Raw genomic sequence first — 25,425 nt, 5'->3', positions numbered from 1 at the left:
GGCCTACAACACCTCAAACCGGTAGATCCCGGGTTGAAACGCCAGCTGATATTTACCATTTACCCCGGCTCCTAAAATCTCCTTACCTGAATCATTCCTGATCCGCTGCTTACCTGGTGGTAATATATAAGTTGCAGATGTATTTTCCGGTACTTCAATTAATATCCGGAGTTTACCATCAGTTGTTCTTTCCCATTCTGAACGTACTTTCCCAAAAGAACTGTTATAAGATGATTTGCAAAAACTTAAATCTCCTATGGTTTTCGGTTCAACTATGAAATGCTTCATACCAGCACTTTCCGGATCAGCTTTTATCCCGCCGATACTGGAATAAAACCATTCCACCACACTTCCAAACATAGGATGGCATCTGGAACCTTTGCCGTTCCATGTTTCCCATAACGTGCTGTTTTTGTCATCGAGCAGGTAACCAAAACCCGGAAAATCCTTTTGGTTCATGATCCGGTAGGCAATATCATCCTTGTCATTTTGAGAAAGCACCTTTAATAACAGGGGTGTACCTAATATACCTGTATCAAAATGATAATTAAGGCCCTTCAACTGGTCTAATAAAGAATTAAAAACAAGGTTATAATCTTCCTCTGACACTAAACCAAATGCCAGCGCGAAGACATTAGCACCCTGCCTGCCTTCCCAGTAGCGCTTTTCAGCGGCATTATAATAAGCCTTATTAAAATTTACTTTTATTCCTTCCGCAAGGTTTGCAAACCTTACATGATCTTCATTTTTACCCAGCACCCTGGCTACCTTACTCATGATACTAGTTACATAATAGAAGTATGCTGTATTTACAAATGGTTCCGGAATATCCACCTTTGCAGGCGTACACCAGTCTCCCAAACACCAACCGTTTGGTTCTTCCCTGGTTACCAGCCCAGCCTTGTCCGTTCTTGTTTCCAGGTAGTCTACCCAATGTTTCATCCCCGCATAATGCCGGGCCAGTATTGTACTATCACCATAATAAGAAAAATACGCCCATGGCATGATCACGTATGCCGATCCCCATGCGGGACCGCCCCCACCACCTCCAAAAGGTGCTGTGTGCGTAACAAAGCCGGTCCGCCTATTCCGGGCATCTTCCATATCATCCAGCCACTTACGGTAAAACTGCCGCATATCATAGGTATAGATCGAACTTTCCACAATCACCTGCCCGTCCCCGGTATAGCCAAGTCTTTCTCTATGCGGACAATCGCTGCTCACACTCCCGTGAAAGTTTGCATTCTGCGTTTTTATATACGCTTCATTTATCTTATTCAGGAAGGGGTTAGAGCATTCAAAATTTCCATTTGATGGTACAACCGTATGTACCACCTTTATTTTTAAACTATTCTTATCCAGATCCACATCGTCAGAGATCACTTCAACCCGCCTGAATGCATGCCAGGTAAATTTTGGCTCCCAGGTCTCCAGCCCTCCCCCTTTAAGAATATAGCTATCAAACTGGTCATAGTCTTCCCCTTCCTCACTGACATACCTTATCTTCAGGCGGCTCCCTGCATTGCCCTTAACGCTTACAGATGCCCAGCCTGCCACCGTTTCATCCAGATGATAAGAATGTACGGTGTCCTTTGTTTTACCATCAAAAGACGGTATAAGTGTACGTGCAATTTTATCAAATGGGGCAGTTTGGGGATGCAAAGCACCTGTAGGCGGCCTTACCAACACAGCTTGTTTCCACTTAGCGTCAGCATAACCTACTTTATTCCATTCTCCCAATTCCAATCGGGCATCATATATTTCACCTGTAAAAATGCCATCCTTTAACAGGGGCCCGCTTGTTGTTTTCCAGGAATTATCAGAACCGATTATTTTACTGCTTCCATCAGTATATGTTATTTCAAGCTGGAAGATCAGCCTCGGAACATCATACCACATATCCCCTTCTACCCTCCTGTCCCGTTGATTATACCATCCGTTACCAAGTTGTATACCAATGGCATTTTTTTGGGAGGCGATATCTCCTGTGACATCAAAAGTATTGTACAGCACACGTTGAGCAGACTGATCATCATATGGGTAAAGCAAATTCTTAAGCGGTCTTTTATCATAATTGGTGACCGCCGGAGCCAACACCTGATCGCCAATCTTCTTTCCATTCAGGAACAGTTCATAAAACCCCAGTCCACTAACGTAAACTATTGCCTGCTTTATCTTTTTACCGACAGTAAACTCCTTGCGAAAAAAAGGGGCCGGATAGGTTATTGCGGAATCAGGATATGGATCCTCCGTAGCCCCGATCCACTTGCCCTGCCAGTCGGAAGGATGTAATAAGCCCATTGACCAAGAGGCCACCCCGCTCCATGCAGAGGGAGAATTTTTCTCGTCCCATACCATCACTTTCCAATACAGCTTCTTTCGCGATGTTAGTGGTTTGCCGAGGTACTTAACCTGATCAGAGGTATTCGAAATTACTTTATCACTATCCCAATAATCCGCTTTGCTTTGTTGCAGTAAAAAAATACTGCTTGCTACCATAATCCGGTAAGCAGTTTGCTTTTTTGCTTTATACTCAGACACCAGTTGCCAGCTAAGTTTTGGTTGCATATTCTCAATCGCTATAGGATTCGAAAGATATTCGCATGTAAGTCTTTCGACCTTCACTTCAATCTGCTTAGCCCAAATAGCAACTGGGAAAAAGAAACATAGAATGATACAGGGGGAAATTATTTTCACTTTATATTTTTTATTACCTATATCCTTTCGCCTGCAAATGGAACAGCTCCGCATACCTCCCATTCTGAGCCAGTAATTCCTCGTGGCTCCCTATTTCTATCAGCTGCCCTTTTTCCAGCACAAGTATCCGGTCTGCCATCCTTACAGTAGAGAAACGGTGAGAGATTAGCACCGCAGATTTTCCGCGCGTAAGATCAGCAAAGCGCAGGAACACTTCATACTCCGCGCGTGCATCTAATGCTGCAGTAGGTTCATCGAGGATCAGTAATTGTGCATCCTTCATATAAGCTCTGGCCAATGCTATCTTCTGCCATTCCCCGCCTGAGAGCTCCACGCCCTTATTGAACCGGCGTCCCAGCATCTGATCATATTTATCAGGCAGGCGTTCCATCAGTTCATCCGCCATGCTTTTATGTGCGGCGTTTTCAATCATATCCTGGTTATGCAGTTCACTGATATTGCCGATTGCGATATTCTGCGAAACCGTCATCTGGTAACGCTGGAAATCCTGGAAGATCACGCCTACCTGCCTGCGCAATTCCTGCAGGTCATATTCTTTGAGATCATGGCCATCCAGCAATATGCGGCCTTCCACAGGATCGTAGAGGCGAGCCAGTAGTTTTACCAGTGTGGTTTTCCCGGCCCCGTTCTCTCCTACCAGCGCCAGCTTTTCTCCGGCATGCAGTGTGAAGTTCAGGTGGCGGTTGGCCCATCTCTCTGAATTCAGATATTTGAAACCTACATTCTCAAACGTAAAACCTTCCAGGATGGGTTTAGGAAAAGGCCTGGCATTTTTTCGCTGGGTGATGCGCGGTTCTATTTCAAAAAACTCAAACAGGTCTCTCAGGTAAATAGCCCCCTGGGTAATGCTGGTGAAACGGATCAGCACTCCTTCCAGCAAACCTCTCAACTGCCGGAACGAACCGCCGAGGAAAGCCAGGTCTCCTATGCTCAGATGGCCTTTTACGGTTTGCAGGATAATGAACACATAGGCACCATAGTAACCAGCGCTGCCTACAATGGCAAATACCACCGCCCAGCTTTGGTAACGTAAGGTGAGTTGTTTTTTATCGTTATAGAATTTATCAGATAATATTTTGAAGCGATTCACCAGGTAGTCGCTCAGGTTGAAGATCTTCACCTCTTTCACCGATTCATCGCTGGCGCCGAGGTAACGGATATAATCCAGCTCCCGGCGGTCTGAGGTTTGCCCCCACGCCAGCGCATAGAACTTATCATTGAAATACGTTTCGGAAAAGAATGCAGGTAATACGGCAACAAACAGTAATAAAATGAGCCAGGGGCTGAAGGTCATTAAACCTGCTGCGAGGAAGATCATGGTAATGATGTCCTGCACCTGGCTGAGTACCTGTGAGAGCAGTATGGTGCGGCCGGCGGTTTGCTGGCGGGCGCGTTCCAGTTTATCGTAAAATGTGGAATCTTCAAACTGATCCAGGTCCAGCGTAGCAGCATGCTGCATGATCTTCACGGAAGTATGGTTGCCCACCTTCTCTCCCAGCAATCCATCCAACAGGCCAATTAAACGGCCCAGCACACCGGTGATGATCACCAGTACAAACTCCACCGCTACAAGCTCCCAGAGGTATTGATAAGAAGGCTCACCGGGTGTATTCGTCATCTTCACCACTTCATCAATGATCAGTTTGCCCACATACAACAATGCAAGCGGTGTGGCAGATTGGGCGGTACGCAGAATTGCATTGCCCAGCGCCATCCAGGGGCTGGTTTGCCATACGAGCCTGAAAAATGAAGGCAGGTTACGCAAAGCGGCCATCCTTTCCTTAAAACTAACATCGGGTTCTCCTGGTTTTCTGTTGGGCCTTTTCATATTGTGGTTGAAGATAAGCAATATAGGAAAAAAAGGCTGCCTCCAGTATTAGAGGCAGCCCGGGTTTCTTAGGAAGCATTCACTTGTTTATACTTATACTACTTTTTCCTGCAGGTGACTCATATACCGCGGCGTGTCCTCAAGGCTCCACCAGAAGAATCCTGAAACCATTGTTTCAAGTCCATCCAGGTAGGCTTTCACATCCTTGTTCAGCTGAGGGCCGAAGTCCGGCAGTTTACGCCTTAACTGTTCGATCTGGTGCATTTCGTAATCATGAATGCGGGCAGCTTCATTCAGTGCCTTTTCCATCGTCAGGTCTTCGTTGTACTTCAACACCATTACGAGGTTGTGATTGTCGCCATGCGCAATCTCCTTGGCCAGTGAAAAGATATCATTGGCCCAGCAAACCACGCGGCGGCAGAGGTCTACGATCCTTACAAAATCCTGGTCCTGCAATACGTATACCGGCAGGCTGGTAGCTGTTGCCAGTTCATTAATATCCGTACCCAGGTTGGCACCTGAAAAATAAGGGCGCATCCGCATGTACTGCTTCACAGTGGGTGGCGTTTCACTGTTGGCATTGGCGGCTTCCCAGATCGCCGCTTCAAAAGTGGCTTTCAAAGAGATGGTAAATTGGCATTGCCAGCTTGCCCTGCTGGCCGGGATCAGGTTTTGCCAGATATCGCTGAATGCGGCGAGTACGTTGCCACCTTCAGCAATGCTCACAAAATGATCATTACGCAGGATCTTCACAAAACCGCTGATAAAGTTCTGCAGGAAATTCTTGTCCCGGATCGCGGCAGTTTCCGGGCTGATGTGATCCAATTGTTCATCCAGCACAAAAAGCCAGGAGTAAAAATTGTTGATCGTGATAAGTAGCGGAAGATCTCCATCGGGAATGGTCCTGCATGTCATCCAGGCCATTTTGTAATTGGAGAATTCGTTGAATGCCTGTTCATTCGGGAACAGCGCAAATCGTTTCATCCAGGTATCCGTAGCTGCTGCCACCTCTTCCACATATGGACTCATACGGGAGGGGTACGGGCAATACAGATCCGGGATGGAAGTGATTGTTTCCATCTGCGGGTACTTTTAATGGTTAAGAAAAATTGTGTCTTACGCTAACTAATTTACACTATTATATTTGTGCATAAGATAAATTAACATAATATAAAGCGGTGAGGAACGGGTATTAACAAAAAACTATAAAGCCCTGACAGGCCTCATTCACATGGGATCTTTTCTTATTATTTTACGCTTACAAGTTCGGCTAACAGCAGTTCCTGTATGGCTCTGTGCAGTACGGAGAAACTAAATGGTTTGGGCACACATTTGCTCAGCGGATCCAGTTCAAGATTAAGATCTAACCCGCTTTCTCCCGTACAAAAAATGATGGGGGTATCTTTAATTACAGCATCTGCTCTTACATGCTGCAGCAGTTCTTTTCCGTTCATAATAGGCATGCGCACATCCGTAACAATAATATCAGGATGATATTGTTTTGCCAGGGCCAATCCTTTTTCTCCATCCACAGCTTCGTGAATGGCAAAGCCAAGGTCTTCAAGATAACGTTTCTGTAAGGCCCTGTTCATCCTGTCGTCTTCCACCAGCAATGCCGTGAGGCCGTTGAATTTCACGGTGGCTATCGGGTAATTCTTAATAGTGGATGGCTGGGCCCCATCATTGAATTTGATCACAGGCAGCGATACGGTGAACGCCGTTTCGCCTGAAGTTTCGCCGGGCGCATTTACGGTACTTCTCACTTCTATATCTCCGCCCAGTAAAAGCGCATAGCTCTTTGAATTAGCCAGTCCCACACCGGTACCTTCCACTGCATTCTGGCCCACGCGGGCATATTCTTCAAATATCACGTGCTGCTTTTCAGGAGGAATGCCAGGACCGTTATCGATCACTTCTACCATCCATTTATCCCCGGCCGGAGCCAGACTAAAATGCAATTTTACAGTTGTTCCCGGTGTGGTGTACTTGATAGCATTCCCTAAAAGGTTACTGATGATCTGCCGGATATAGGGTTCAATTTCATAGACCGTGCGGGGCATGTTCTCTGCAACATACAATTCAAGTTCTACTTCCGCAGAAACAGCAATGTAATGGAATGCCTGCAGCATTTCCTTACCAAATTCGTTGATATTGATCCATTGGCGGGCAATGGCAGGTTTCTTGTTATTGTCGAGCAGAAAACGGTCCAGCGTGTTGTTGACGATCTGCAGGGTATTGTAACAGGCGGCATACAGGTTAACAGAATCCGTCCGGTCTTCTACATAATCCGGCTTGATCTTAAACTGGGCAATGGAGAGGATGGTATTGAGAGGCGTTCTGAGTTCATGGGTTAATTCCCTGATGAAAATGCTTTTGGCATCCACTACTTTCCGCAGGTCTTCCGTTTTGATATCCACTTCATCTTCCAGGTGTTCTTTTTGTTCATTCAGCTCCTTCAGTAATTTATTGTTATTATTCACATAGTACCCGATAGCGAAGAGCGTGAGTATGATCACAACAGTTACGGAAGAATATTTTATAAAACTGAACTCCTGTTCAGTGAAGGTGAAGGATTCGATCAATGCATAGTATTTGTTGAGCTCTATAGCAGTGATCACCATTGCGCCCACACCGAGGAAAATATAACGGGCAGGCGAAGCCTTCATAAATGCAAGTGTTCCGCCACACAGGAAAACAGCTAATACATATACCTCAATGGCCTTGCCGAATACAACACCAAAATAGATCACGGCACCGGTGACAATACCCTGCAGCACAACACCTGCCCAAAGTGGGTGACCACGATGGTTCAGATAGATAATAAAAGCAAAGAAAACCGCTTCAATGTTAGTGGCGATGATAAACTCGATACGACCAGCGACCAGGTAATATATGACACCGAAAGCCAGTGATATAATTGCCAGGATCAGGGAAATGTTGTTGGTCAGTTTGATGCGCGCTTTTTCAGCCAGGTCTTCGGTTTTGTCTATGCCTCCTTGTACCAGCCATGTATATTTTTTACCTATATCCACTTGTGTAAGGTTATAAGGGTCCCTCAAAAATTATAGGTTTTTGACCCTATAATTTGTTATTCACTGGTTAATTGCAAAGATAAGAGTATTTATGTGGGTTGATAGGGTGAACGGAATAAAAAAAGGGCCTTCCGGATGGAATGCCCTCTTAGGTATTTATAATCAGTTATTTCTTATTCTGCGATGATCACTTTTACGCCTCTGTCCGTTAACATGCGAACGGTATCCGGGGCTACCAGGTTGTCTGTAATAATGTAATCCACCTGTTCCAGGCTGCAGATCCGGCCGATGCCCCGGCGGTCGAACTTAGAACTGTCCGCCATTACCACCACCGTCTGCGCCAGGTTGATCATTTTCATGTTCAGGCTGGCTTCCGCCAGGTTAGTGATGGAGAGGCCGAATTCCGGATCAATTCCATCCACCCCTACAAACAATACCCCGCAGGAAATATCGTCCAGCAGGCGCTCTGCAAATGAGCCGGCTGCAGAGGAAGAACTCTGGTGAATAAGGCCACCTATTTGCAGCACGTCCACAAATGGCTTGTTACAAAGCTCCATGGCCACCTTCAATGCAGGGGTGATCACAGTGAGATGTTTGGAGGGATGCAGTACCCGGGTCAATTCAAACACCGTAGTACCGGAACCGATAATGATGGAATCATTCATACCTATCAGGGCAACCGCTGCTTTCGCTATCTTCTTTTTCTCCTCGGTTTTAATGAATTCCTTTTCATTAATGGGCCTCTCTATCGTATAGGGGTTCTGGGTAGAACCGCCTCCTTTGGTGCGGAACAACAACTTCTTTTCTTCCAGCAATTTCAGGTCCTTGCGGATAGTGACACCTGAAACCTGGAGGGAATCACTTAATTCCTGTATATCAACCCTGCCATTCTCCTGCAATTTCTGGAGAATGAGCTGATGCCTGTCTGTAATGTTCATCTGGAAACCGTTAGGGTGGTAATCTTATTTATATTTAAATAGCTTTCGTCAAATGTAATGTTTTTCCGCAAAATCCTATCAAGAATTAACCTAAAGTTATTATCAGGCAAGGGATTGCGGATATTTGTCCTACATATGGCTGTTTCATAATCGAATAATTGCCATTTCATTAGGTTTAATATAGCTTTATTTGAAAGCCTCATTTGTTTAACTTTAATTTAATTTTGTTTAATTAAGTTTAATTTCTACTTTAGCACATACAGTAATTCCACCGTTTTACAATTAAGCCACTATTTATTATACGTTTATTCCATACTTCTACTTATTCCTGATCACATTTCAACTGGTACAAAATGTCCACTAACAACGTAACAATTTTTGACAAAGCAGGCATCCCCCGGCAATTACTCTGGGGTTACATCGGCATCATGATCTTTATGATGGGTGATGGTATTGAACAAGGATGGCTGAGCCCTTACCTCGTAGATCATGGTATGAGCGTTCAGCAATCAGCTTCCCTGTTCACCGTATATGGTATCACCATTGCCATTTCAGCCTGGTTCTCCGGCGTACTGGCGGAAGGATTTGGCGTGCGGCGCACCATGTTGCTGGGCCTGGTCCTTTACATGCTGGGCACTGTTGGTTTCGTGGGCTTTGGTATGCCGGAATTAAATTTCCCGGTGATGCTGCTGACGTATGCGTTACGTGGTTTCGGATATCCGCTTTTTGCCTATTCCTTCCTGGTATGGATCGCGTATAGCAGCCCGCAACAACAGCTGGGCCGCGCAGTGGGCTGGTTCTGGTTTGTGTTCACCGGCGGGTTAAATGTACTGGGTGCATATTATTCCAGCTGGGCTATCCTGAAATTCGGTCACCTCAATACTTTATGGACCTCTTTATTCTGGGCATTGCTGGGTGCTTTCTTTGCACTGGTGCTGAATAAGCCTGCTGCACAAAAACAAACGGCTAAGGGTTCTCAGATGCAGGAACTACTGAAAGGGCTCACCATCGTTAAAGAAGAACCAAAAGTACTCTTAGGCGGCATTGTACGGGTGATCAACACTACGGCACAATTTGCTTTCCCGGTTTTTCTGCCCATGTATATGGCCCGTCACGGTTTTGACACTACACAATGGCTGCAGATCTGGGGTACCATCTTCACCGCCAACATCATCTTCAACCTCATCTTCGGATTTGTGGGAGACCGTTTTGGCTGGCGGAACACCATTATGTGGTTCGGGGGCGTGGGCTGTGCAGTAACTACCCTCCTGTTTTACTATGCACCACAGATCTGGGAAGGCAGCTTCTTTATGGTATTAACCTGCGGCGTGCTCTGGGGCGCATTCCTGGCCGGCTATGTTCCCTTAACGGCTTTAGTACCCTCCCTTGTGAAAAAGGATAAAGGAGCTGCGATGGCCATCCTTAACCTCGGCGCAGGCCTGCCCGTGTTTGTAGGCCCTGCCATTGTTGGTCTGTTTATCGGCGGCGCAGGTGAAGAAGGTGTAATATGGATCCTGGCGGTACTGTATGTGATCAGTGCCATCCTTACCCGTTTCATCACTTTGCCGGATAATGCAAAGACCCTCCACCATCATACGTTACAAACTGAAATAGCATGAGAATTTTAATTACGGCGCCTTATCATGAGAAAGGCCTGAAAGAACTGGAAACACAGTTCGGCGAAGTTGTTTACAAATCATGGAAACCTAACGGACGTGCTTACAACGAAACAGAATTACTGGAACTGCTGGCTGACAGTAAAGCAGATGCACTGATCACAGAACATGATCATGTAACGGCTACGGTTATTGCCGCGAATCCGCAACTGCAATTCATTGGTGTATGCAGGGGAACACCCTCCAACGTAGCAGTAGCCACTGCTACAGAAATGGGCATCCCCGTATTTTTCACACCCGCCCGCAACGCACAGGCGGTAGTGGAAATGTTCATCTCCAATGTGATCATGCTGCTGCGCAACACCATTCCCGGCATCGATTGGCTGAAAGGCCGCAACTGGCAGGAAGGCGCACACGATTCCTACCTTGCCTTCAAAGGCAATGAACTCGCAGGAAGAACCATCGGACTGGTGGGCTTTGGCGCTATCGGCCAGCTCATCGCCAAACTGGTGAAGGATTACCCCTGCAAGATCCAGTTCTTTGACCCTTATGTAACGGAACACGACAAAGCTTTCCGCAAAACAAACATCGAAGAGGTATTTTCAACCAGCGACATCGTATCCATTCACCTGCCGGTAACCAATGAAACAAAAGGTATGATCAACGGCAGCCTGATAAAACTGATGAAAAAAGATGCCATTTTTGTGAATACAGCCAGGGCAGCAGTAGTAAAAAGAGAAGACCTCCTGGATGCATTGGAAAAGAATGCCATCAGGGGCGCTATCCTGGATGTGTTTGACAATGAACCGCCGGATGCACTGGATTACCGCATCATTGATATGCCACATGTGATCGCAACACCGCACATTGCGGGTGCAACACATGAAGTGGAAGACCATCATGTGGAGATCCTCAATAAAGCATTGATGCAGTGGTATGCAAAAGGAAACAAAAAGATAGCCGAACTGGCGAATAAAGAAATACTTACAATCCATATTTAATGAGCTATATCATTGTAGACATTGGCACAGGGAATGTTCGCGTAGCCGCAGCTGCTGAAGACGGAAAGGTATTAGGCGTTGCACGGGAGGATATACAATACATCAAAGATGCGCTGTACCCGGATAGTATTTACTTTGATCCCACCCAGCTGTGGGAACAGGTATTGCGTCTGGCTAAACAGGTACTGCAAAAAGTACCCGGCGCTGAAGTCAGGGCTATCACAGCTACCAGCCAGCGGGAAGGTATTGTACTCATTTCCAAAGATGGCAGATCGCTGATAGGTTTACCTAACATTGATCACCGCGGAAGGGAATGGGAAAATATAATAGAAGATAAAAGCAGGGTTTACCAGCTCACCGGCCGCTACCCTACTTCTCTCTTCTCAGCCATGAAACTGGTAGGCATCCGGGAAAGAAGACCGGAGATCTGGCAGGACACGGCTACTTTTTTAAGTATCAGCAACTGGATAGAATACAAACTAAGCGGAATTGCGCGTTACGAACACTCACAGGCTTCTGAAACGCTACTGTATGATGTAGCCCGCAAGGAATGGTCTGCCGAGCTTTGTGCGGTATTCGGGCTAAGCGGTGATCTGCTGAGCAGCATCGCTTCTTCTGCCACCGTACTGGGAAAGATCAGGCAGGATGTAGCTACTACCTTATCACTAAACGATACTGTGCAGATCATTGTGGGCGGCGGCGATACACAGCTGGCCATCAAGAGCACCCGCCCTGCCGTGAATGATATGGTGATCGTATCCGGTACCACCACCCCTATTGTAAAACTCACCGGCATGTACACGCTGGATGAACAGGAACGCACCTGGACAAGCAGGGATATTGAAGCAGACCGTTTTGTATTTGAAGCGAATGCCGGTGTAACAGGATTGAACTACCAGCGGCTGAAAGAGATCTTCTATCCCAATGAAGGATATGATGTGATTGAGCAAGAACTGGCAGAGAACAAACATACTTTCTGTATGGCTTCCCTTGGTTCTTTACTCGCCGATGAAGAAGTATCGCTTACACGCGGTGGCTTTATCTTCCCCGCACCTGTATCTCATCTGCTCACCCGCAGTTCTTTTGTATGGGCTACTATACTGGACATTGCCTGTTCTATTGCCAAGAACTACAGGATCCTGGCAGAAGTAGCAGGCCATACCCCTGATTACATCTGGGGTTGTGGCGGCGGCTTACAGAGTAAAGTATTACGCCAGCTGATCGCCAACCTCACCGGCAAAAAAGTACATGTGCGTAAAGAGTACCAGCAATCTTCTGCTGTAGGTGGCGCACTGATCTGCAATGAAGCACTACAGATCAGGGTGCAGATGGATGAAAGCATTGAAGTAGTGGCCCCACAGGAAGAAGCCTATTACGCCACGCTGTATGCTGAGTGGGAAAAAACAAGGGGTTATTTCAGGAACATGAATTAGATAGTATGGATAGTTTTATAGGGATAGATATCGGCACACAGGGTGCCAGGGTAGTGCTGATGGATGCGGCAGGTAATTTACTGGCCAGCGAGGAAGAGCAATTTCCCTTAAGCGCCGGATCAAGAGAAGAACAATCTCCCGCTGAATGGTGGGATGCGTGTTTGCGCTCGCTGCAACTCCTGCTGTCCGGCAAAGATAAAAGTAACATCAGGGCTATTGCCGTTACCTCCACTTCCGGTACGGTGATCCCTGTTGATAAGCAATACACACCTTTGCACAATGCCATCATGTACAGCGATGGCAGGCAAACTGCGGAAGGCACACTTTGCAAAGAGAAGGCCCTGCAATACCACCCACAAGGCTATACGGCATTTAATACCACCAGCGGACTTCCCAAAATGCTGTGGTTTATCAATCATTACCCGGAAAAAGCAGCGCAGTTACACAAATTCATTCACGCAGCAGATTTTATTACGGGAAAACTTTGCGGCAATTATGACGTGACCGACTTTACCAATGTGTTAAAATCCGGTTACGATGTAGCGGCGCAACGCTGGCCTGAATATATTTGGGAAACATTGCCCATCCGGGAAGAATGGTTACAGGATGTAGTGGCTTCCGGAACACCGGTTGGCCGGCTGGGTAAGGACCTGCAGCAAATGCTGGGGCTTTCTGACAATGTGGTGGTAGTAGCGGGCATGACGGACGGTTGTGCTTCGCAGATCGCCTCCGGTGCTGTGAACCCGGGAGACTGGAACACCACCATTGGTACTACGCTGGTGGTGAAAGGTGTAACCACCTCGGAGATCCGCGATCCGGAAGGCAGGCTGTACTGCCACCGTCACCCGGAAGGTTTCTGGATGCCCGGCGGTGCCAGCAATACAGGAGCAGACTGGGTAAGCAAAAACTTTCCCGGCAACCTGGATGCGCTGAATGAAGCCGCAGCCAAACTGATCCCTACCGGCCATCTCATTTACCCGCTGCTGCAACAGGGAGAACGTTTCCCTTTCGTAGCGCCGCAGGCAAAAGGATTTGAAACAGCAGGCCTGCCTGATGCAGCCCGCTTCGCCGCCAGCATGGAAGGCGTGGCTTACATTGAGCGGTATGCATACGAAGTGATTGAACAGTTATCCGGCGAAAAGGTGAAAGCCGTATTTACTGCAGGAGGTGCCAGTAATAGTGAAACCTGGCTCACTATCCGCAGTAATGTGCTGAACCTGCCCATTTATAAAATGAAATATGTTACCGGCGCTTCCGGCGCCGCTATACTGGCAGCATCTAAAACAAATTTCTCCTCTATCATGGAAGCGGCAGCCGCTATGACGCAAACGGAGAAACAGGTTAACCCGGATGCCGCGTTAGCCCGGGCTTACAACAGCAGCTACCAGGCATTTATTTCAACATTACAGGAAAAAGGATACATACCCGATCATACATATGCTTAACGTTTATTTACTGAGACACGGACAAACCGCCTGGAATGCGGATAACAACCGCTATTGCGGCAGAACGGACATCTCCCTGACAGCCACAGGCATCCGGCAGGCAGAAGCCGTAAAAGAGCAGTTAAAGGGCATTACGTTCGATGGCGTTTATTCCTCCCCCTTGGAAAGAGCTTTTATGACTGCCAACATTGCTACCGGCGGCACCCATGTAACAAAGGACGCCCGCCTTATTGAAGCGGACTTTGGCAGCTGGGAAAAAAAGACGAAGGAAGAATTCATTGCTGAGAATGCCTCGCTCTGGAACAATTGGATGGCAGACCCTGCAAAATATAAAGCAGGCGGTACCGGCGAATCAGGGATGGAGATAGTTACCCGGGTGGACGATTTCTTCCGGGAACTGCGTTTACGTTATACTTCCGGCAACATCCTCGTGGCTGCGCACAATGGTGTGAACCGTTTATACCTTGCCCACAAATTAGGCATGCCATTGAAGAACTACCGGATGCTGGTGCAGGAAAATGCCTCCATCACCATGTTCACGCTTTCTGCGGAAGGTGATTTCACTTTACAACATCTTAATTCAAAACTATGAAAAGAATATTCGTTATAGGGATGGCCCTCTCACTATCCATGCATGTACAGGCACAAAAGATGCATGTACTGAAGATCAAAAACGCACAGGAGCTGCGGGCCTTCTTTAAATACACCGGTAAAGATGTTCCTTTTATCAGCGGCCACCGTGGCGGCATCAACAAAGGTTACCCGGAAAACAGCATAGAAGCATTTGCCAATACGCTGCGCCATACACCTGCGATGTTTGAAATAGATCCGCGCCTTTCAAAAGACGGCGTACCCGTATTAATGCATGATGCCACACTGGAGCGCACTACTACCGGCAAAGGCAAAGTAGGTGATTACACGCTGGCAGAACTCAAACAACTTTACCTGAAAGATGTGGATGGCAATGTTACCAAAGCCCGCATTCCTACTTTGGAAGAAGCGATCAGGTGGGCAAAAGGGAAAACAGTATTGAGCCTGGATAAAAAAGATGTGCCTTTCGACACCACACTGGCCATTATCAGAAGGAATAACGCGGAAGGGTACGTGATGGTAACAGTACATTCTGCCAAAGAAGCCGTTTATTATCATGAACGCAACAAGGATATCTTTTTCGAAGCTTTTGTGAAAACACAGAAAGCATTGGAAGAATATGAAGCAGCCAGGGTACCCTTTACACATATGATGGCTTATGTAGGCCCGGATAACAAACCGGAGCTGAAACCATTATATGCTGAGCTGAATAAACGCGGGGTAATGTGCTTTATTTCCACTGCCTCCAGTTCAGACAAACTGCCTGATGCAGCACAGCGTAAAAAGATCTTCCAGGATATTATTAAGGATGGCGCCAGTTTTATAGAAGCAGACCTTTCCATTGAAGCGGCGGAGGCTATTAAACCTTTATTGCCGGCTAAGAGTGAGAAACAGAAGTTCTTCGGTAAAAAATAATACTCCAACCCGCAGGCGAAACCTGCGGGTTATTTTTTATTCTGCGCGCAAACTTTTTACAGGATTAGCAATAGCAGCATTCACAGCCTTATACCCTACTGTTATCCACGCAATGCCAATGGATAAAGCGATGGCGCATGCAAACACTCCCCAGCCCAAATCAATGTGGTAATGAAAATCTTCCAGCCATCCATGCATAAAATAATAACCCAATGGTGCGGAGATCAAAAAAGCGATACCTATTAGAACGGTGAACTCTTTTGAGAAGAGATAGACAATACTTTGTACAGAGGCCCCCAGTACTTTCCGCACCCCCACTTCTTTTGTTTTCTGTACTGCCATAAAGGAAACCAGGCCGTACAAGCCCAGGCAGGAGATAAATACAGCCAGAAAGGCAAAGACCTGGAACAACAGGCCTGTTATAGCTTCTGCTTTATAATAAGCCCCAACCCTTTCATCCATGTAAGTAAGATCATACATATAGGTGGGATATACTTCTGTAAATACCTTTTGAACTTCGGGCAATGTGGCCGGCATTTGTTCCGGGCGGATCTGCAGCGCCACAAATTCATAATAATTGCCTGAAAGCAGGATCATAGGTTTGATCTCATCCCGCAGCGATCTGTTATTGAAATCCCTGAACACGCCTACTACCGGCATTTTACCGGAATTATTGAACGAAACTGTTTTTCCCAATATAGCTTCCGGCGATGACAATCCTAATTTCCTCACCATGGTTTCATTCACCATCACTTCTTCCGTAGTATCACTTCGGAATGGTTTTCTGCCTGCCTGCATTGCAATCCCGAAAGTTTCAAGATAACTGCTGTCCCCAAACATCCGGGAGGCCAGGAAGGGTTGCTTTTCAGCTGAATTTTCGAAATAGAAGTCGGACTGCCAGCCCCACCTGTTAGAAGGCCCATCCATGCAAAGCGATACGTTTTCTACGCCACGGATAGATGCGAGGCGGGTTTTAAGGTAATTGTAACGGGTGGCTAAAGTACTGTCGCTCGGCAGATTAACCAGTACCGTAGATTCTTTATCAAAACCCATGGGCTTTTCACGGAAGTATTTCATTTGCTGCACTACTACCAGTGTTCCTATCACCAGTAGTTGTGCAATCACAAATTGCACTACTACTAATCCCCTGCGCAAAGAAATGCCTCCAATGGCGCGGGTGCTGATCCTGCTTTTGATAGCTGCAATGGGGTTAAAACCAGAGAGTACTACTGCCGGATAAAATCCGGCAAGCAATGTTACCACCACGCCAATGGTAAGCAGGAACAATATTACAGAAGGATGATTAAAGCTAAGCTCCCGGTCTATTAACCGGCCCAGAGGCTGTAAAGCAGCCATAGCGATCATTACACCCAGGATCAGGGAAAAGAAAGTGATCACCGCGGTTTCATTCAGGAACTGGTGCAACAATTGTGCACGGTTGCTTCCAAGTACTTTACGGACACCTATCTCTTTGGCCCTGCTGATAGATTGCGCAGTGGCCAGGTTGATGAAATTGATGCAGGCCACCAGGAGTAAAAATACACCGATCAATCCAATGGACCATAGTTCCCGGGTAGAAATAGCACTCCCTGTTGGTACCCTGAAATTTTTATCCAGGTGTATATTCTTTAAGGACTGCAGGCCCAGCGTACTATAGTTATGCGGATCACGCTGCTCTTCGTTGTAATACTTCTTTACAAAGGCGGGCAACTGCTTTACCATTGTTTCCGGCTTAACTCCTTCTTTCAGGAGCACGTATAAGGCATGATCATTTAAACCATTCCAATCGCGAAACATATCCGGCTGTTCTTTCCTTAGAGTTGCCACAGAAGGGCAGATCCTGAGCCGGAGATCTGTATTCCCCGGCAGGTCTTTAAATACCCCTGCTACTTTCAGGGGGATACGAAAAGAATATAACTGGATAATTTTGCCAATAGCTTGCTCATTCCCACCGAAAAATAATTTTGCAACGCTTTCTGTGATCACCGCTGTATTAGGGTCTTTCAGTTCCCGTGCATTACCTGCCAGCCAGGTAAAATCCAACATCTCAAACAAAGCGGGATCCGCCCAGGCAAGTCCCTCACCCTCTTTAAATCTTTTCTCTTCTTTACCCGGAATATAAAATTGGGCCTGCCCTATGAACCATAAGGAAGCCACCTGCTCAAATTGCGGAAAATCGTTCCGGAGGGCTTCGGGCAAAGCATTAGGCACATTGGGCTCCCAGGCTACTACTTCTCCGTTACTCCTGCTTTTAATGGTAGTGGTCACCCTGAAGACCCTGTCTTTTTTTGCGTGATAGTCATCATAGCTCATTTCATTCCGGATCACGGAAAAGATCAACAGGCTGGCGGCTACACCAATAGCCAGGCCAAGAATGTTCAGCAGGGAAAATGATTTCTTCCGCCAAAGGGAACGGAAAGCGATCTTCAGGTTATTGTACAGCATGAGGTTAAGGATTGTATTGCTTTGCACTACAAAAAGCGGGTCAAATTATAATCAATTAATTGCCAAACAATTAACATTCCCACCATGTCCGCTTATGATACATAAAGTGTCCGGTTCCGAACATTGATTATATTCGCTGGCAAAAGAACCATATGCACATCATTGTTATGATCCTCATTGGCCTGGTGGCTTTCATTCACCTGTACATCCTCTGGCTGGAAATGTTTGCCTGGACCACCAAAGGCCCTAAGTCCTTCTCCTCTATTCCCAAACATCTCTTTGAACCTACCAAAGTACTGGCTGCCAACCAGGGATTATATAACGGTTTCCTCGCCGCAGGTTTGATCTGGAGCCTCTGCATACAGGATCATCACTGGGCATTCAACGTAGCGGTATTCTTCCTTTCCTGTGTGATTGTTGCGGGGATCTATGGTGCAGCCACCGCCAGTAAAAAGATCTTCTATGTGCAGGCCTTACCGGCGCTGATCACTTTGATACTGATGCATTTTGCGCATAAAATATAACATGGAGGCAATGGTTCCCACCACACCTGTTATCCCTGTGACCATCACTAATTTCATATAGAAATGCAGCCAGTTAGTCTGTATGTGTAACACAGTTTTAGCGAGCATAACACCTACACTTCCCAGGTATCCGAAAGAGTCCGCGATATAGATCAGAAAACCTACATTCCCTGCAAACCGGAATGCAGCAATGAACCTGTCGAACAGGATGCTGTTAAAGGGGATGTAGACCATGTACAGGCCTAAACCAACAAAGAGCATCCAGTGATACATCGGCAGCTGCTGCTGTGCGTATAACCAGGTAGTAATAAGTGAGATGATAAAACCCGCAAGCATAATGCACTGGGCCAGCATGAATGCGGTAAAGCTGTTCCTTAACCAGATCATCACGGCAATCAATACCAGGATGATGATAGAGATAGAGGTTTCTGTTTTGGCAAACACACCCGCCTGGAACACTTCACCGGATTCCCGCCACATATCCGCCATGAAATTATCCCTTACTTCCCTTAAGATGGTTACAAGGATGTAGATGATCACGAGTACAACAATGCCAGGTAAAAAATCTTTCAGCAAAGCCTTCCTGTCCTCCTTCAACATCGGCTGCCGGTGCATCCTTTGCGCCACATCTTCTTCGTCCGGCGCAGGAATCTTTTCCAGCAGGAATACAAACAGGAACAGTGCCGGCATAAAGATGCAACCCACTACAAAAGGCATCCAGTATTCTGTTACATGAAAACTGTTCATCACCCATTGCGCCGTGCTTTTAGCAAGCCCTGATGCAAAGATGAAACTCACTGCCAGTGCTGCACTGATAAGGTCTGTTGTTCTGCGGCCTTCCACATAAGAGAACACCACACCCCATAATAAACCCAGTGGAAAACCATTCAGGAAGAGGCACCAGAAATTATAGGGAGCAGGTAACAGCGCGAATAAAAGCCAGGCCAGCCAGGAGATCCCCACTAATCCAATGATCAGCCAGTGGCGGCGGACCCGTTTGAGTTCGGATATAAAACGGATACCATAGAACTTACTGGCCATATAACCCAGTACCTGTGTTACCACCAGCACGGTTTTGAAATCCATGCCGAATAATGTATGCCCGCTGTAAGACGCCACATTGAAGGCTTTGCGGAAAGCAAAGATGGCAGTGTAGGCAGCAAAGCTGGTGATGGCGGCCATAATGGCTACCCAGATCTGGCGTTTTGAAAAGTGAACAGCTGGCATATGTTTGGAAGATACTGTTTTCCTTTTAAAAAAAAGGCTGCCCGGATGTACAGGCAGCCTTTACTGTAAGAAAGATCTGTTAGTTACCTAACTTGAGGAGTTTCAATATCTGACGTTTAGTACCCTGCGTGATCTCTGCATAGTAGATACCACCGTGATAATTGGCACCGATCCTAACAAGACTGTTCGGCGCAATATTACTGCGGGTTTCCACCAGCTGACCATTATTATTGTACACCCTGATAGTCAGCGGCTGCGGATCTTTGCTGGCCATCAGCAATACAAACTGGTGAAGGGTTGGATTAGGCATGGCAACCACTGCCAGGCCATCTCCATGCGTCCATGGTTTATTGGATGGTACCAGTACATCTGTTGATTGCGTACTTACATTACCCGCAGCATCTGTAGCAGTAACTTTGATGGTATAGATCCGTCCGTTACCCAGTATGTTACGTTCCGCACGCAGCCTGATGTGATGATCATCTATCACTTCCCAGTCAGGTGCACCATTCACCGCTTCGTTGCTGGTAATGGTGATTACATTTGTAACAGCACCACATTCAGCTACGGTATAATTCAGCGTTACCGCCTTCATCTGGTTGTTGGCATTGGCGATGATGAAAGGATCTGCAGCCAGGCCGGTGATCTGTGGCGGGATGGTATCTTTCACGATCACGGCAAAAGAACAGGTATCCGCTTTGCCACCTGCATTGGTAGCAATCAGGCGAATGATATCATGATGTTGTACAGCACTCCCCGGTGCGGGCAACTGCGTAAGCGTCACACCTCTGGGATCATTCACTACAGCCAGTGAGCGGTAATCCGGCAAAGCAGCGGTGCAGGATGCATCTGCCGTTAACTCCTGGTCACCAGGACAAAGAATATCCGGGGCCTGGTTAGCAGAGAGATTAGATAATCCGCTTTCATTGTGAAACCTGTCCACCGCCGTTACGGCATAATAATAAGTGGTATTAGGCACAATGCTCTTATCTGTAAAGGTAGTCTGGTCCCTTGTAGTGATAAAGAGGATGTTATCTGCAGAAGTAGTATCGATCACCGGATCTTGTGAACGGTAGATCACAAACTGACGGGCTTTATCCATTTCATCAGTAATACTGGCAGTATTGGTCCAGGTTAAGGCAACGGAATCCAGGCCGTAAGGTGTAGCATTCAAAGCTACAGGTGCTGATGGCGCAACATTATCGCGCCACAACATCACCGGCTGTAATGCCGGCTTTTTATAGAAATCCAGCCGCAGGGAATCCCTGAAACCTAAACGTGTAGTGGAACGCAGGCTGGAGGTATTGTAAATAGACTGCCCGAAGATATTCGTGTACTGGCTGTCCCGGTTCATTCTTACTTCGTTGGGGATCTGTTTAGGGTCCATCCATGGTGCTGCCTGTGCAGCATCGTTCACCTTATACCCTGCCATGCCGATATAGATATGGCGGCCGTAAGCATTGTTATTCCACCAGGGCACAATGGCGGCATAGTTTGCACCCGGCTGGCCGATGTACCAGTACACCTGCGGCATGATATAATCCACCCAGCCTTCCTGTAACCATTTGCGGGTATCTGCAAAAAGTGTGGTGTAATGCTCAAGGCCCGAAGTAGGCGTACCAATAGCAGGGTTGGTACTATTCCTGTAAATACCGGAAGGAGACACGCCGAACTTTACCCATGGTTTAATAGCGCGAATGCTGTCGTAGATCCTTTTGATCAGCAGGCTTACATTATCCCTGCGCCAGTCAGCCTTCACCGTGAAACCCCGCGGGTCTGCGGCAAAGGAAGCAGAATCGTTATAAGGTGTTGTACCGGCCGGTGCGGAAGGCGGATAGAAATAATCATCAAAGTGAATACCATCTACATCATAACGGGTAACAATATCATTTACCACGGTGGTGATATAATCCCTTACCTGTGGCAGACCGGGATCGAGTACCCTTAAAGTACCCTGGCTCAGCAGCCATTCCGGGTGTTGTTTAGCTACGTGGGTAGCAGCAAAAACCGGCAGGTTGGCGGAATTACCTACTGCGCGGTAAGGGTTCAGCCAGGCATGGAATTCCATGCCGCGTTTGTGGCATTCTTCAATGGCAAATTCCATGGGGTCCCAGGGAGTACTGGGTGCAACACCCTGTGTGCCGGTAAGGTCGGCAGACCAGGGTTCTATAGGACTGTTATACATAGCATCGCACTGGCTGCGTACCTGTACATATAACACATTGAGCCCGGTAGCTTTGTGGTGATCTGCGATAGTGATGAATGCGGCCCTTTGCTGCGCAGGTGTTTGCGTACGGTTAGGCCAGTCTATACCTAAGTAGGTAGCTATCCATGCGCCGCGTAGTTCCCTTTTGGGAGCCTGCTGGGCATGGCCCAGGAACGGCATTAAGCAACACAGGAGGATAACGTGTAGAATTCTAGGCATGTGTGGGGAGATTTTGGTTTATACTTATATAAGATCATCTCACCACCTTACACCGTTACTCCTTTTCAAAATAAAAACGCCCCGGTATCTGTGCGATCGTTCTGTGTTGCGCAGCAGTGAGCGCAAAACCTTTGGTAATATCCCAGAGAGCTTTCTGTGCCGTGGCCTGGTGATGTTCATCCTTCAGGTCCTTATCCTGTAACAGTTCCATTAGTTCTTTTATATCCACGTCTTCTGAAACAGGGCCCATCTTATACTTATCTTTTGCTTTGGTTACCGCTCTGTCTTCATTCAGGCAAAACAGCGCCAGGTTAAAAATGAAGGTCTCCCCTGCTGCCAGTACAAATGTTTCGTCCCTGATCAGCAGGCCGTTCTGGATCTTTTCATCCTGAGAAACGAAAATAAGGCCGGCAGGAAGGGCCACCGTAACAGACTCCTCCGTTTTGTTACGCAATGTAAGGCAGAGCTTTACAAGGCTGCCTGCACCCAGTTGACAACGTTTATTATCTGTTCCGGAGATATGCAGCACAATACCCTTTGGTAATTTATAGGCAGTGCCGGTGGGATACGCAATGGAGTTACCCATTCCTTTTTTAGTATCCAGGTTCAATTTCAATACGGGGGCTTTGGGGGTTGGCCGGGTCTTTACACTGTGCCTGGCGGCGGCTATAATAACCGTAAGCGAGCAGGCGAGCCAAACAAACAACTGAATTAACTTTTTCATTTTATTTTTATCCTTTTGACGCCGCAAAGATAGTACGGCGGCCAATGCCGGGTACTACGCCAAACGGATCAAAACCTACGCAGAACGGATCAATCCTTTGGGGTCTGCAATCTTACATCACTACTCTTTTTCTCCTGCAGACCGGTGAATTGTTCTAAGGCCTTTTCCCAATCCTGCCCATAAGGAATATTGAATACCGTGCCGGATGGACTGATCAGGAACTTGGCGGGATAACCCGGTACCTCATACTTTTTCTGCACCTGGTTATCTGACATGGAAGCAGGCATATCATAATTATGAGCGGTAAGATAGCTGATCACCTTATCCGGCTGATCACGACAGGCAATGGAAAGGAAAGCCAGGTCGGTACGGCCTTTAATCTTTTGCGCAAAAGCATTGATCTTTGGCATTTCTTCCCGGCAGGGCGGGCACCAGGTGCCCCAGAAATCCAGCAGCAGCCATTTCCCGCGATAGTCAGCTAACTTATATGTTATTTTATCATCCGGGCTTTTCAGGGTAAAATCGGGCGCCGTTTTCCAGGACTTTATAATATAATTATGAAAGAAGTTGTAAAAATCCAATTGGGGAAAGTTCTTTGAAAAGGAAGCTTTTAATTCTTCAAAGATAGAAGGGTCAGCATTCAGTTGTTCACTTAATACTTTCATGGCTTCTTTGTTGTTCCCCTGTGCAATCAGTGCTTCCGCAAAATCAGCACGGTAACTCTCTTTTGATTCCAGGAACACACGGTCGTAAAAACTGGAATATGCGCGTTCCTTTGCACTCTTAGGCGAATACTTTGCCGCTTTAGACAAATACGCCATCGCCGCCTTTTTATCAGTGGCTGCCAGTTCATCGCTTTTTAATTTATAGGCGTATGCCAGCATATTCTGTTCTGTATAACGATCCGCATCCAAACTGTCCAGCCTGTTCTTTTCCATAGCTGCGATCTCCCGGCTGAGTAACATACCGGCCTCCTTAGTATGCCCCGATGCCAGTAATTGCCGGTACACCAGCAAGGCATAGCGATGATGGTTATTATACCTTTTACTTCCATTCATGCTTTCCAGCTCATGGGCGATCTTTAGCAGGGAATCTTTACTGGATGTATGTTTCGTGGCCTGTACCCAGAGGTACATGGGGTATACTTCATTACGGATCAGCGTATCTTCATCATTGGCCAGCTTCTCCATCAGCGGGTAAGCAATGCGCCTGCCATTGGCTACATTCTTTGATAACTTACTTATCTCCTTTTCGGGAACGCCATGTTTCCTCCAGGCTTCCTGCAGTGCTTCAATGGATTCCTGGTGAAGGAAATCCTGCGCGAAGGTATGCTGGACCCAATCCCCGTAACCGCGCTTCATACGGCTGAGGTAACGAATGGTATTGTAAGCACTGTCTACACTGATATACTTAACTTCCTGGAGCTTATTATGCAAATGATGGGGATAGGCTACCAAAGCAGCATCGTCAATCTGCGTTAATACTTCATTATATCTTGAATACCTATCCTTCATATTGGAACTTTGCAGCATGCCCGCCTTTGCAATCCTGTAGAAAGTGATATTTCCCATAAGCGGCTCGTATTGTGCAAAGTATTGCTCCAGCTTCAGGGAATCATATCCATCTTCGTTCTTTAACGCTTCACTGAAGTCGGACATTTTAGCGATAGCTGCCTTTGCATCCTCACTGAGCGGAGAAGCCACTGCTTCAGAAGGAGCTACCCGGGTGAAGGACCTTTCAAAATGAATATCATCGCCGATATTATTCTCTATGGTAGCAGCGCTTATCATTCCGGTAGAAAGGTCTAAAGAAAGCTTGCCTGTAGCTTTCGTTTTATGCTCCTTCTCTTCCCGTGTCAAACCATATTGCAAAGAAGCGGCATCCCGGCTGAGAAGTGTAAATACGGACAGGCTATCGGAGGACAACCAGCTGCCCGGGAGTTTATCAGGTGTAGCTGGCAGGAATGGTACGATCCAATACAGTTCATTTACCAGGTACATTTTTTCATTCACCTTCATGTTCGCTGCCACATTCTTATCCAGTTGCCAGTCTTTCATGCGCCCTGAAAAGATGGCCCTGATACCCGGCTGCTCACTTATTTTTTCATGCTTATAGTGATACAGGAAGGGCTTGTTCAGTAAGGCCAGTACCTCCAGGTCCCTGGTATTCCCCACTCTGCTTTGATCGGTCTGTGCCGTATTAAATACCTGCCCATTCGCTTCCCCATCATAATTAAGCAGGGTACAATTGAGGAGCAGGCTGTCTTTGGTCACTTCCAGCACCTTAAAATACCAGGTAGCGGTATTTTTCTCATTCACCGTACGGTGCTTCACCCGGGTAGTGATCCTGTAATACCCTTCACTTCCTTTTTTAGGCGTGAATTGCTGTGCTTTGCCGGTATTGCAGATCAAAAGGAACAATACTGCGAATGTGAGAAGCTTTTTCATGCGGGTTAAATAGTTAGGGATTGTGGCGCTAAATATAAGAATTCTCTTTTATTTATCATGCTGACATATTATCATTATCTTTACCTAACACCTATATTAAAAATAAAGCATAATTA

Annotated in this window: 17 protein-coding genes; 7 read left to right on the top strand and 10 right to left on the bottom strand. The window is 46.8% G+C overall.

Annotated elements, in window-relative coordinates; all coding sequences use genetic code 11:
• Nucleotides 1–3: 3 nt before the first annotated feature.
• The 5 genes from AAHN97_RS09035 to AAHN97_RS09015 form a co-directional block, all read right to left on the bottom strand.
• Nucleotides 4–2,568 (bottom strand): family 78 glycoside hydrolase catalytic domain, encoded by a 2,565-nt coding sequence (locus AAHN97_RS09035; protein WP_343307254.1) that lies wholly within the window; start codon nt 2,566–2,568, stop codon nt 4–6.
• Between the two features lie 142 nt (nt 2,569–2,710).
• A complete protein-coding gene (locus AAHN97_RS09030; RefSeq protein WP_343307253.1) occupies nt 2,711–4,546 on the bottom strand; it encodes an ABC transporter ATP-binding protein in 1,836 nt (611 codons plus the stop codon).
• Nucleotides 4,547–4,639: 93 nt separating this feature from the next.
• A complete protein-coding gene (locus AAHN97_RS09025; protein WP_343307252.1) occupies nt 4,640–5,626 on the bottom strand; it encodes a terpene synthase family protein in 987 nt (328 codons plus the stop codon).
• Nucleotides 5,627–5,793: 167 nt separating this feature from the next.
• Nucleotides 5,794–7,605 carry a hybrid sensor histidine kinase/response regulator gene (locus AAHN97_RS09020; protein ID WP_343307251.1) on the bottom strand — a complete coding sequence of 604 codons (1,812 nt, stop codon included), beginning with the start codon at nt 7,603–7,605 and terminating at the stop codon, nt 5,794–5,796.
• Nucleotides 7,606–7,751: 146 nt separating this feature from the next.
• Complete coding sequence (locus AAHN97_RS09015) at nt 7,752–8,516, bottom strand: DeoR/GlpR family DNA-binding transcription regulator (RefSeq protein WP_074238204.1); 765 nt, start codon at nt 8,514–8,516, stop codon at nt 7,752–7,754.
• A gap of 353 nt (nt 8,517–8,869) precedes the next feature.
• On the opposite strand from AAHN97_RS09015, the gene AAHN97_RS09010 reads away from it, so the two are divergent.
• Genes AAHN97_RS09010 through AAHN97_RS08985 form a run of 6 tightly spaced genes read left to right on the top strand, consistent with a single transcriptional unit; the run spans nt 8,870 to nt 15,517 of the window.
• On the top strand, nt 8,870–10,135 hold the full coding sequence (locus tag AAHN97_RS09010) for an MFS transporter (RefSeq protein WP_343307250.1): 1,266 nt from the start codon (nt 8,870–8,872) through the stop codon (nt 10,133–10,135).
• Nucleotides 10,132–11,133: a 2-hydroxyacid dehydrogenase gene (locus tag AAHN97_RS09005; protein ID WP_343307249.1), complete on the top strand. Its 1,002-nt coding sequence runs from the start codon at nt 10,132–10,134 to the stop codon at nt 11,131–11,133. The genes AAHN97_RS09010 and AAHN97_RS09005 overlap by 4 nt, the downstream gene beginning before the upstream one ends.
• Complete coding sequence (locus tag AAHN97_RS09000; protein WP_343307248.1) at nt 11,133–12,566, top strand: FGGY-family carbohydrate kinase; 1,434 nt, start codon at nt 11,133–11,135, stop codon at nt 12,564–12,566. The genes AAHN97_RS09005 and AAHN97_RS09000 overlap by 1 nt, the downstream gene beginning before the upstream one ends.
• Before the next feature lie 5 nt (nt 12,567–12,571).
• Nucleotides 12,572–14,011: an FGGY-family carbohydrate kinase gene (locus AAHN97_RS08995; RefSeq protein ID WP_343307247.1), complete on the top strand. Its 1,440-nt coding sequence runs from the start codon at nt 12,572–12,574 to the stop codon at nt 14,009–14,011.
• Nucleotides 14,004–14,603 carry a histidine phosphatase family protein gene (locus AAHN97_RS08990; RefSeq protein WP_343307246.1) on the top strand — a complete coding sequence of 200 codons (600 nt, stop codon included), beginning with the start codon at nt 14,004–14,006 and terminating at the stop codon, nt 14,601–14,603. The genes AAHN97_RS08995 and AAHN97_RS08990 overlap by 8 nt, the downstream gene beginning before the upstream one ends.
• The gene (locus AAHN97_RS08985; RefSeq protein ID WP_343307244.1) at nt 14,600–15,517 is read left to right on the top strand and encodes a glycerophosphodiester phosphodiesterase family protein; all 918 of its coding nucleotides are present in this window, start codon (nt 14,600–14,602) and stop codon (nt 15,515–15,517) included. Before AAHN97_RS08990 ends, AAHN97_RS08985 begins: the two co-directional genes overlap by 4 nt.
• A 36-nt stretch (nt 15,518–15,553) precedes the next feature.
• On the opposite strand, the gene AAHN97_RS08980 is transcribed toward AAHN97_RS08985, so the two are convergent.
• Entirely contained in the window at nt 15,554–17,962 is a 2,409-nt protein-coding gene (locus tag AAHN97_RS08980) for an ABC transporter permease (protein WP_343307243.1), read from the bottom strand.
• A 152-nt stretch (nt 17,963–18,114) separates the two neighbouring features.
• Between AAHN97_RS08980 and AAHN97_RS08975 the strand changes: the two genes are divergently transcribed.
• Nucleotides 18,115–18,486 (top strand): DUF1304 domain-containing protein, encoded by a 372-nt coding sequence (locus AAHN97_RS08975; protein ID WP_343307242.1) that lies wholly within the window; start codon nt 18,115–18,117, stop codon nt 18,484–18,486.
• On the opposite strand, the gene AAHN97_RS08970 is transcribed toward AAHN97_RS08975, so the two are convergent.
• The 4 genes from AAHN97_RS08970 to AAHN97_RS08955 all read right to left on the bottom strand — a co-directional run bounded on the left by AAHN97_RS08970 (nt 18,436) and on the right by AAHN97_RS08955 (nt 25,309).
• Nucleotides 18,436–19,713 carry a DUF5690 family protein gene (locus AAHN97_RS08970; protein WP_343307241.1) on the bottom strand — a complete coding sequence of 426 codons (1,278 nt, stop codon included), beginning with the start codon at nt 19,711–19,713 and terminating at the stop codon, nt 18,436–18,438. The genes AAHN97_RS08975 and AAHN97_RS08970 overlap by 51 nt on opposite strands.
• A gap of 79 nt (nt 19,714–19,792) precedes the next feature.
• Nucleotides 19,793–22,138, bottom strand: a complete 2,346-nt coding sequence (locus tag AAHN97_RS08965; protein ID WP_343307239.1) for a family 10 glycosylhydrolase — start codon at nt 22,136–22,138, stop codon at nt 19,793–19,795.
• Nucleotides 22,139–22,193: 55 nt separating this feature from the next.
• On the bottom strand, nt 22,194–22,862 hold the full coding sequence (locus AAHN97_RS08960; RefSeq protein WP_343307238.1) for a hypothetical protein: 669 nt from the start codon (nt 22,860–22,862) through the stop codon (nt 22,194–22,196).
• 89 nt (nt 22,863–22,951) lie between these two features.
• Nucleotides 22,952–25,309, bottom strand: coding sequence for a TlpA family protein disulfide reductase (locus tag AAHN97_RS08955; protein ID WP_343307237.1), 2,358 nt, complete (start codon nt 25,307–25,309; stop codon nt 22,952–22,954).
• Between the last annotated feature and the right edge of the window lie 116 nt (nt 25,310–25,425).

Source organism: Chitinophaga niabensis, assembly GCF_039545795.1.
Lineage (GTDB): Bacteria > Bacteroidota > Bacteroidia > Chitinophagales > Chitinophagaceae > Chitinophaga > Chitinophaga niabensis_B.
This window is presented reverse-complemented; position numbering and strand designations above follow the sequence as displayed.

Bases quoted from the DNA above. Each gene is read 5' to 3' on its own strand.
- AAHN97_RS09035 (WP_343307254.1), bottom strand. From the start codon at position 2,568: ATGCAACCAAAACTTAGCTGGCAACTGGTGTCTGAGTATAAAGCAAAA.
- AAHN97_RS09030 (WP_343307253.1), bottom strand. From the start codon at position 4,546: ATGAAAAGGCCCAACAGAAAACCAGGAGAACCCGATGTTAGTTTTAAG.
- AAHN97_RS09025 (WP_343307252.1), bottom strand. From the start codon at position 5,626: ATGGAAACAATCACTTCCATCCCGGATCTGTATTGCCCGTACCCCTCC.
- AAHN97_RS09015 (WP_074238204.1), bottom strand. From the start codon at position 8,516: ATGAACATTACAGACAGGCATCAGCTCATTCTCCAGAAATTGCAGGAG.
- AAHN97_RS09010 (WP_343307250.1), top strand. From the start codon at position 8,870: ATGTCCACTAACAACGTAACAATTTTTGACAAAGCAGGCATCCCCCGG.
- AAHN97_RS09005 (WP_343307249.1), top strand. From the start codon at position 10,132: ATGAGAATTTTAATTACGGCGCCTTATCATGAGAAAGGCCTGAAAGAA.
- AAHN97_RS09000 (WP_343307248.1), top strand. From the start codon at position 11,133: ATGAGCTATATCATTGTAGACATTGGCACAGGGAATGTTCGCGTAGCC.
- AAHN97_RS08995 (WP_343307247.1), top strand. From the start codon at position 12,572: ATGGATAGTTTTATAGGGATAGATATCGGCACACAGGGTGCCAGGGTA.
- AAHN97_RS08990 (WP_343307246.1), top strand. From the start codon at position 14,004: ATGCTTAACGTTTATTTACTGAGACACGGACAAACCGCCTGGAATGCG.
- AAHN97_RS08985 (WP_343307244.1), top strand. From the start codon at position 14,600: ATGAAAAGAATATTCGTTATAGGGATGGCCCTCTCACTATCCATGCAT.
- AAHN97_RS08980 (WP_343307243.1), bottom strand. From the start codon at position 17,962: ATGCTGTACAATAACCTGAAGATCGCTTTCCGTTCCCTTTGGCGGAAG.
- AAHN97_RS08975 (WP_343307242.1), top strand. From the start codon at position 18,115: ATGCACATCATTGTTATGATCCTCATTGGCCTGGTGGCTTTCATTCAC.
- AAHN97_RS08970 (WP_343307241.1), bottom strand. From the start codon at position 19,713: ATGCCAGCTGTTCACTTTTCAAAACGCCAGATCTGGGTAGCCATTATG.
- AAHN97_RS08965 (WP_343307239.1), bottom strand. From the start codon at position 22,138: ATGCCTAGAATTCTACACGTTATCCTCCTGTGTTGCTTAATGCCGTTC.
- AAHN97_RS08960 (WP_343307238.1), bottom strand. From the start codon at position 22,862: ATGAAAAAGTTAATTCAGTTGTTTGTTTGGCTCGCCTGCTCGCTTACG.
- AAHN97_RS08955 (WP_343307237.1), bottom strand. From the start codon at position 25,309: ATGAAAAAGCTTCTCACATTCGCAGTATTGTTCCTTTTGATCTGCAAT.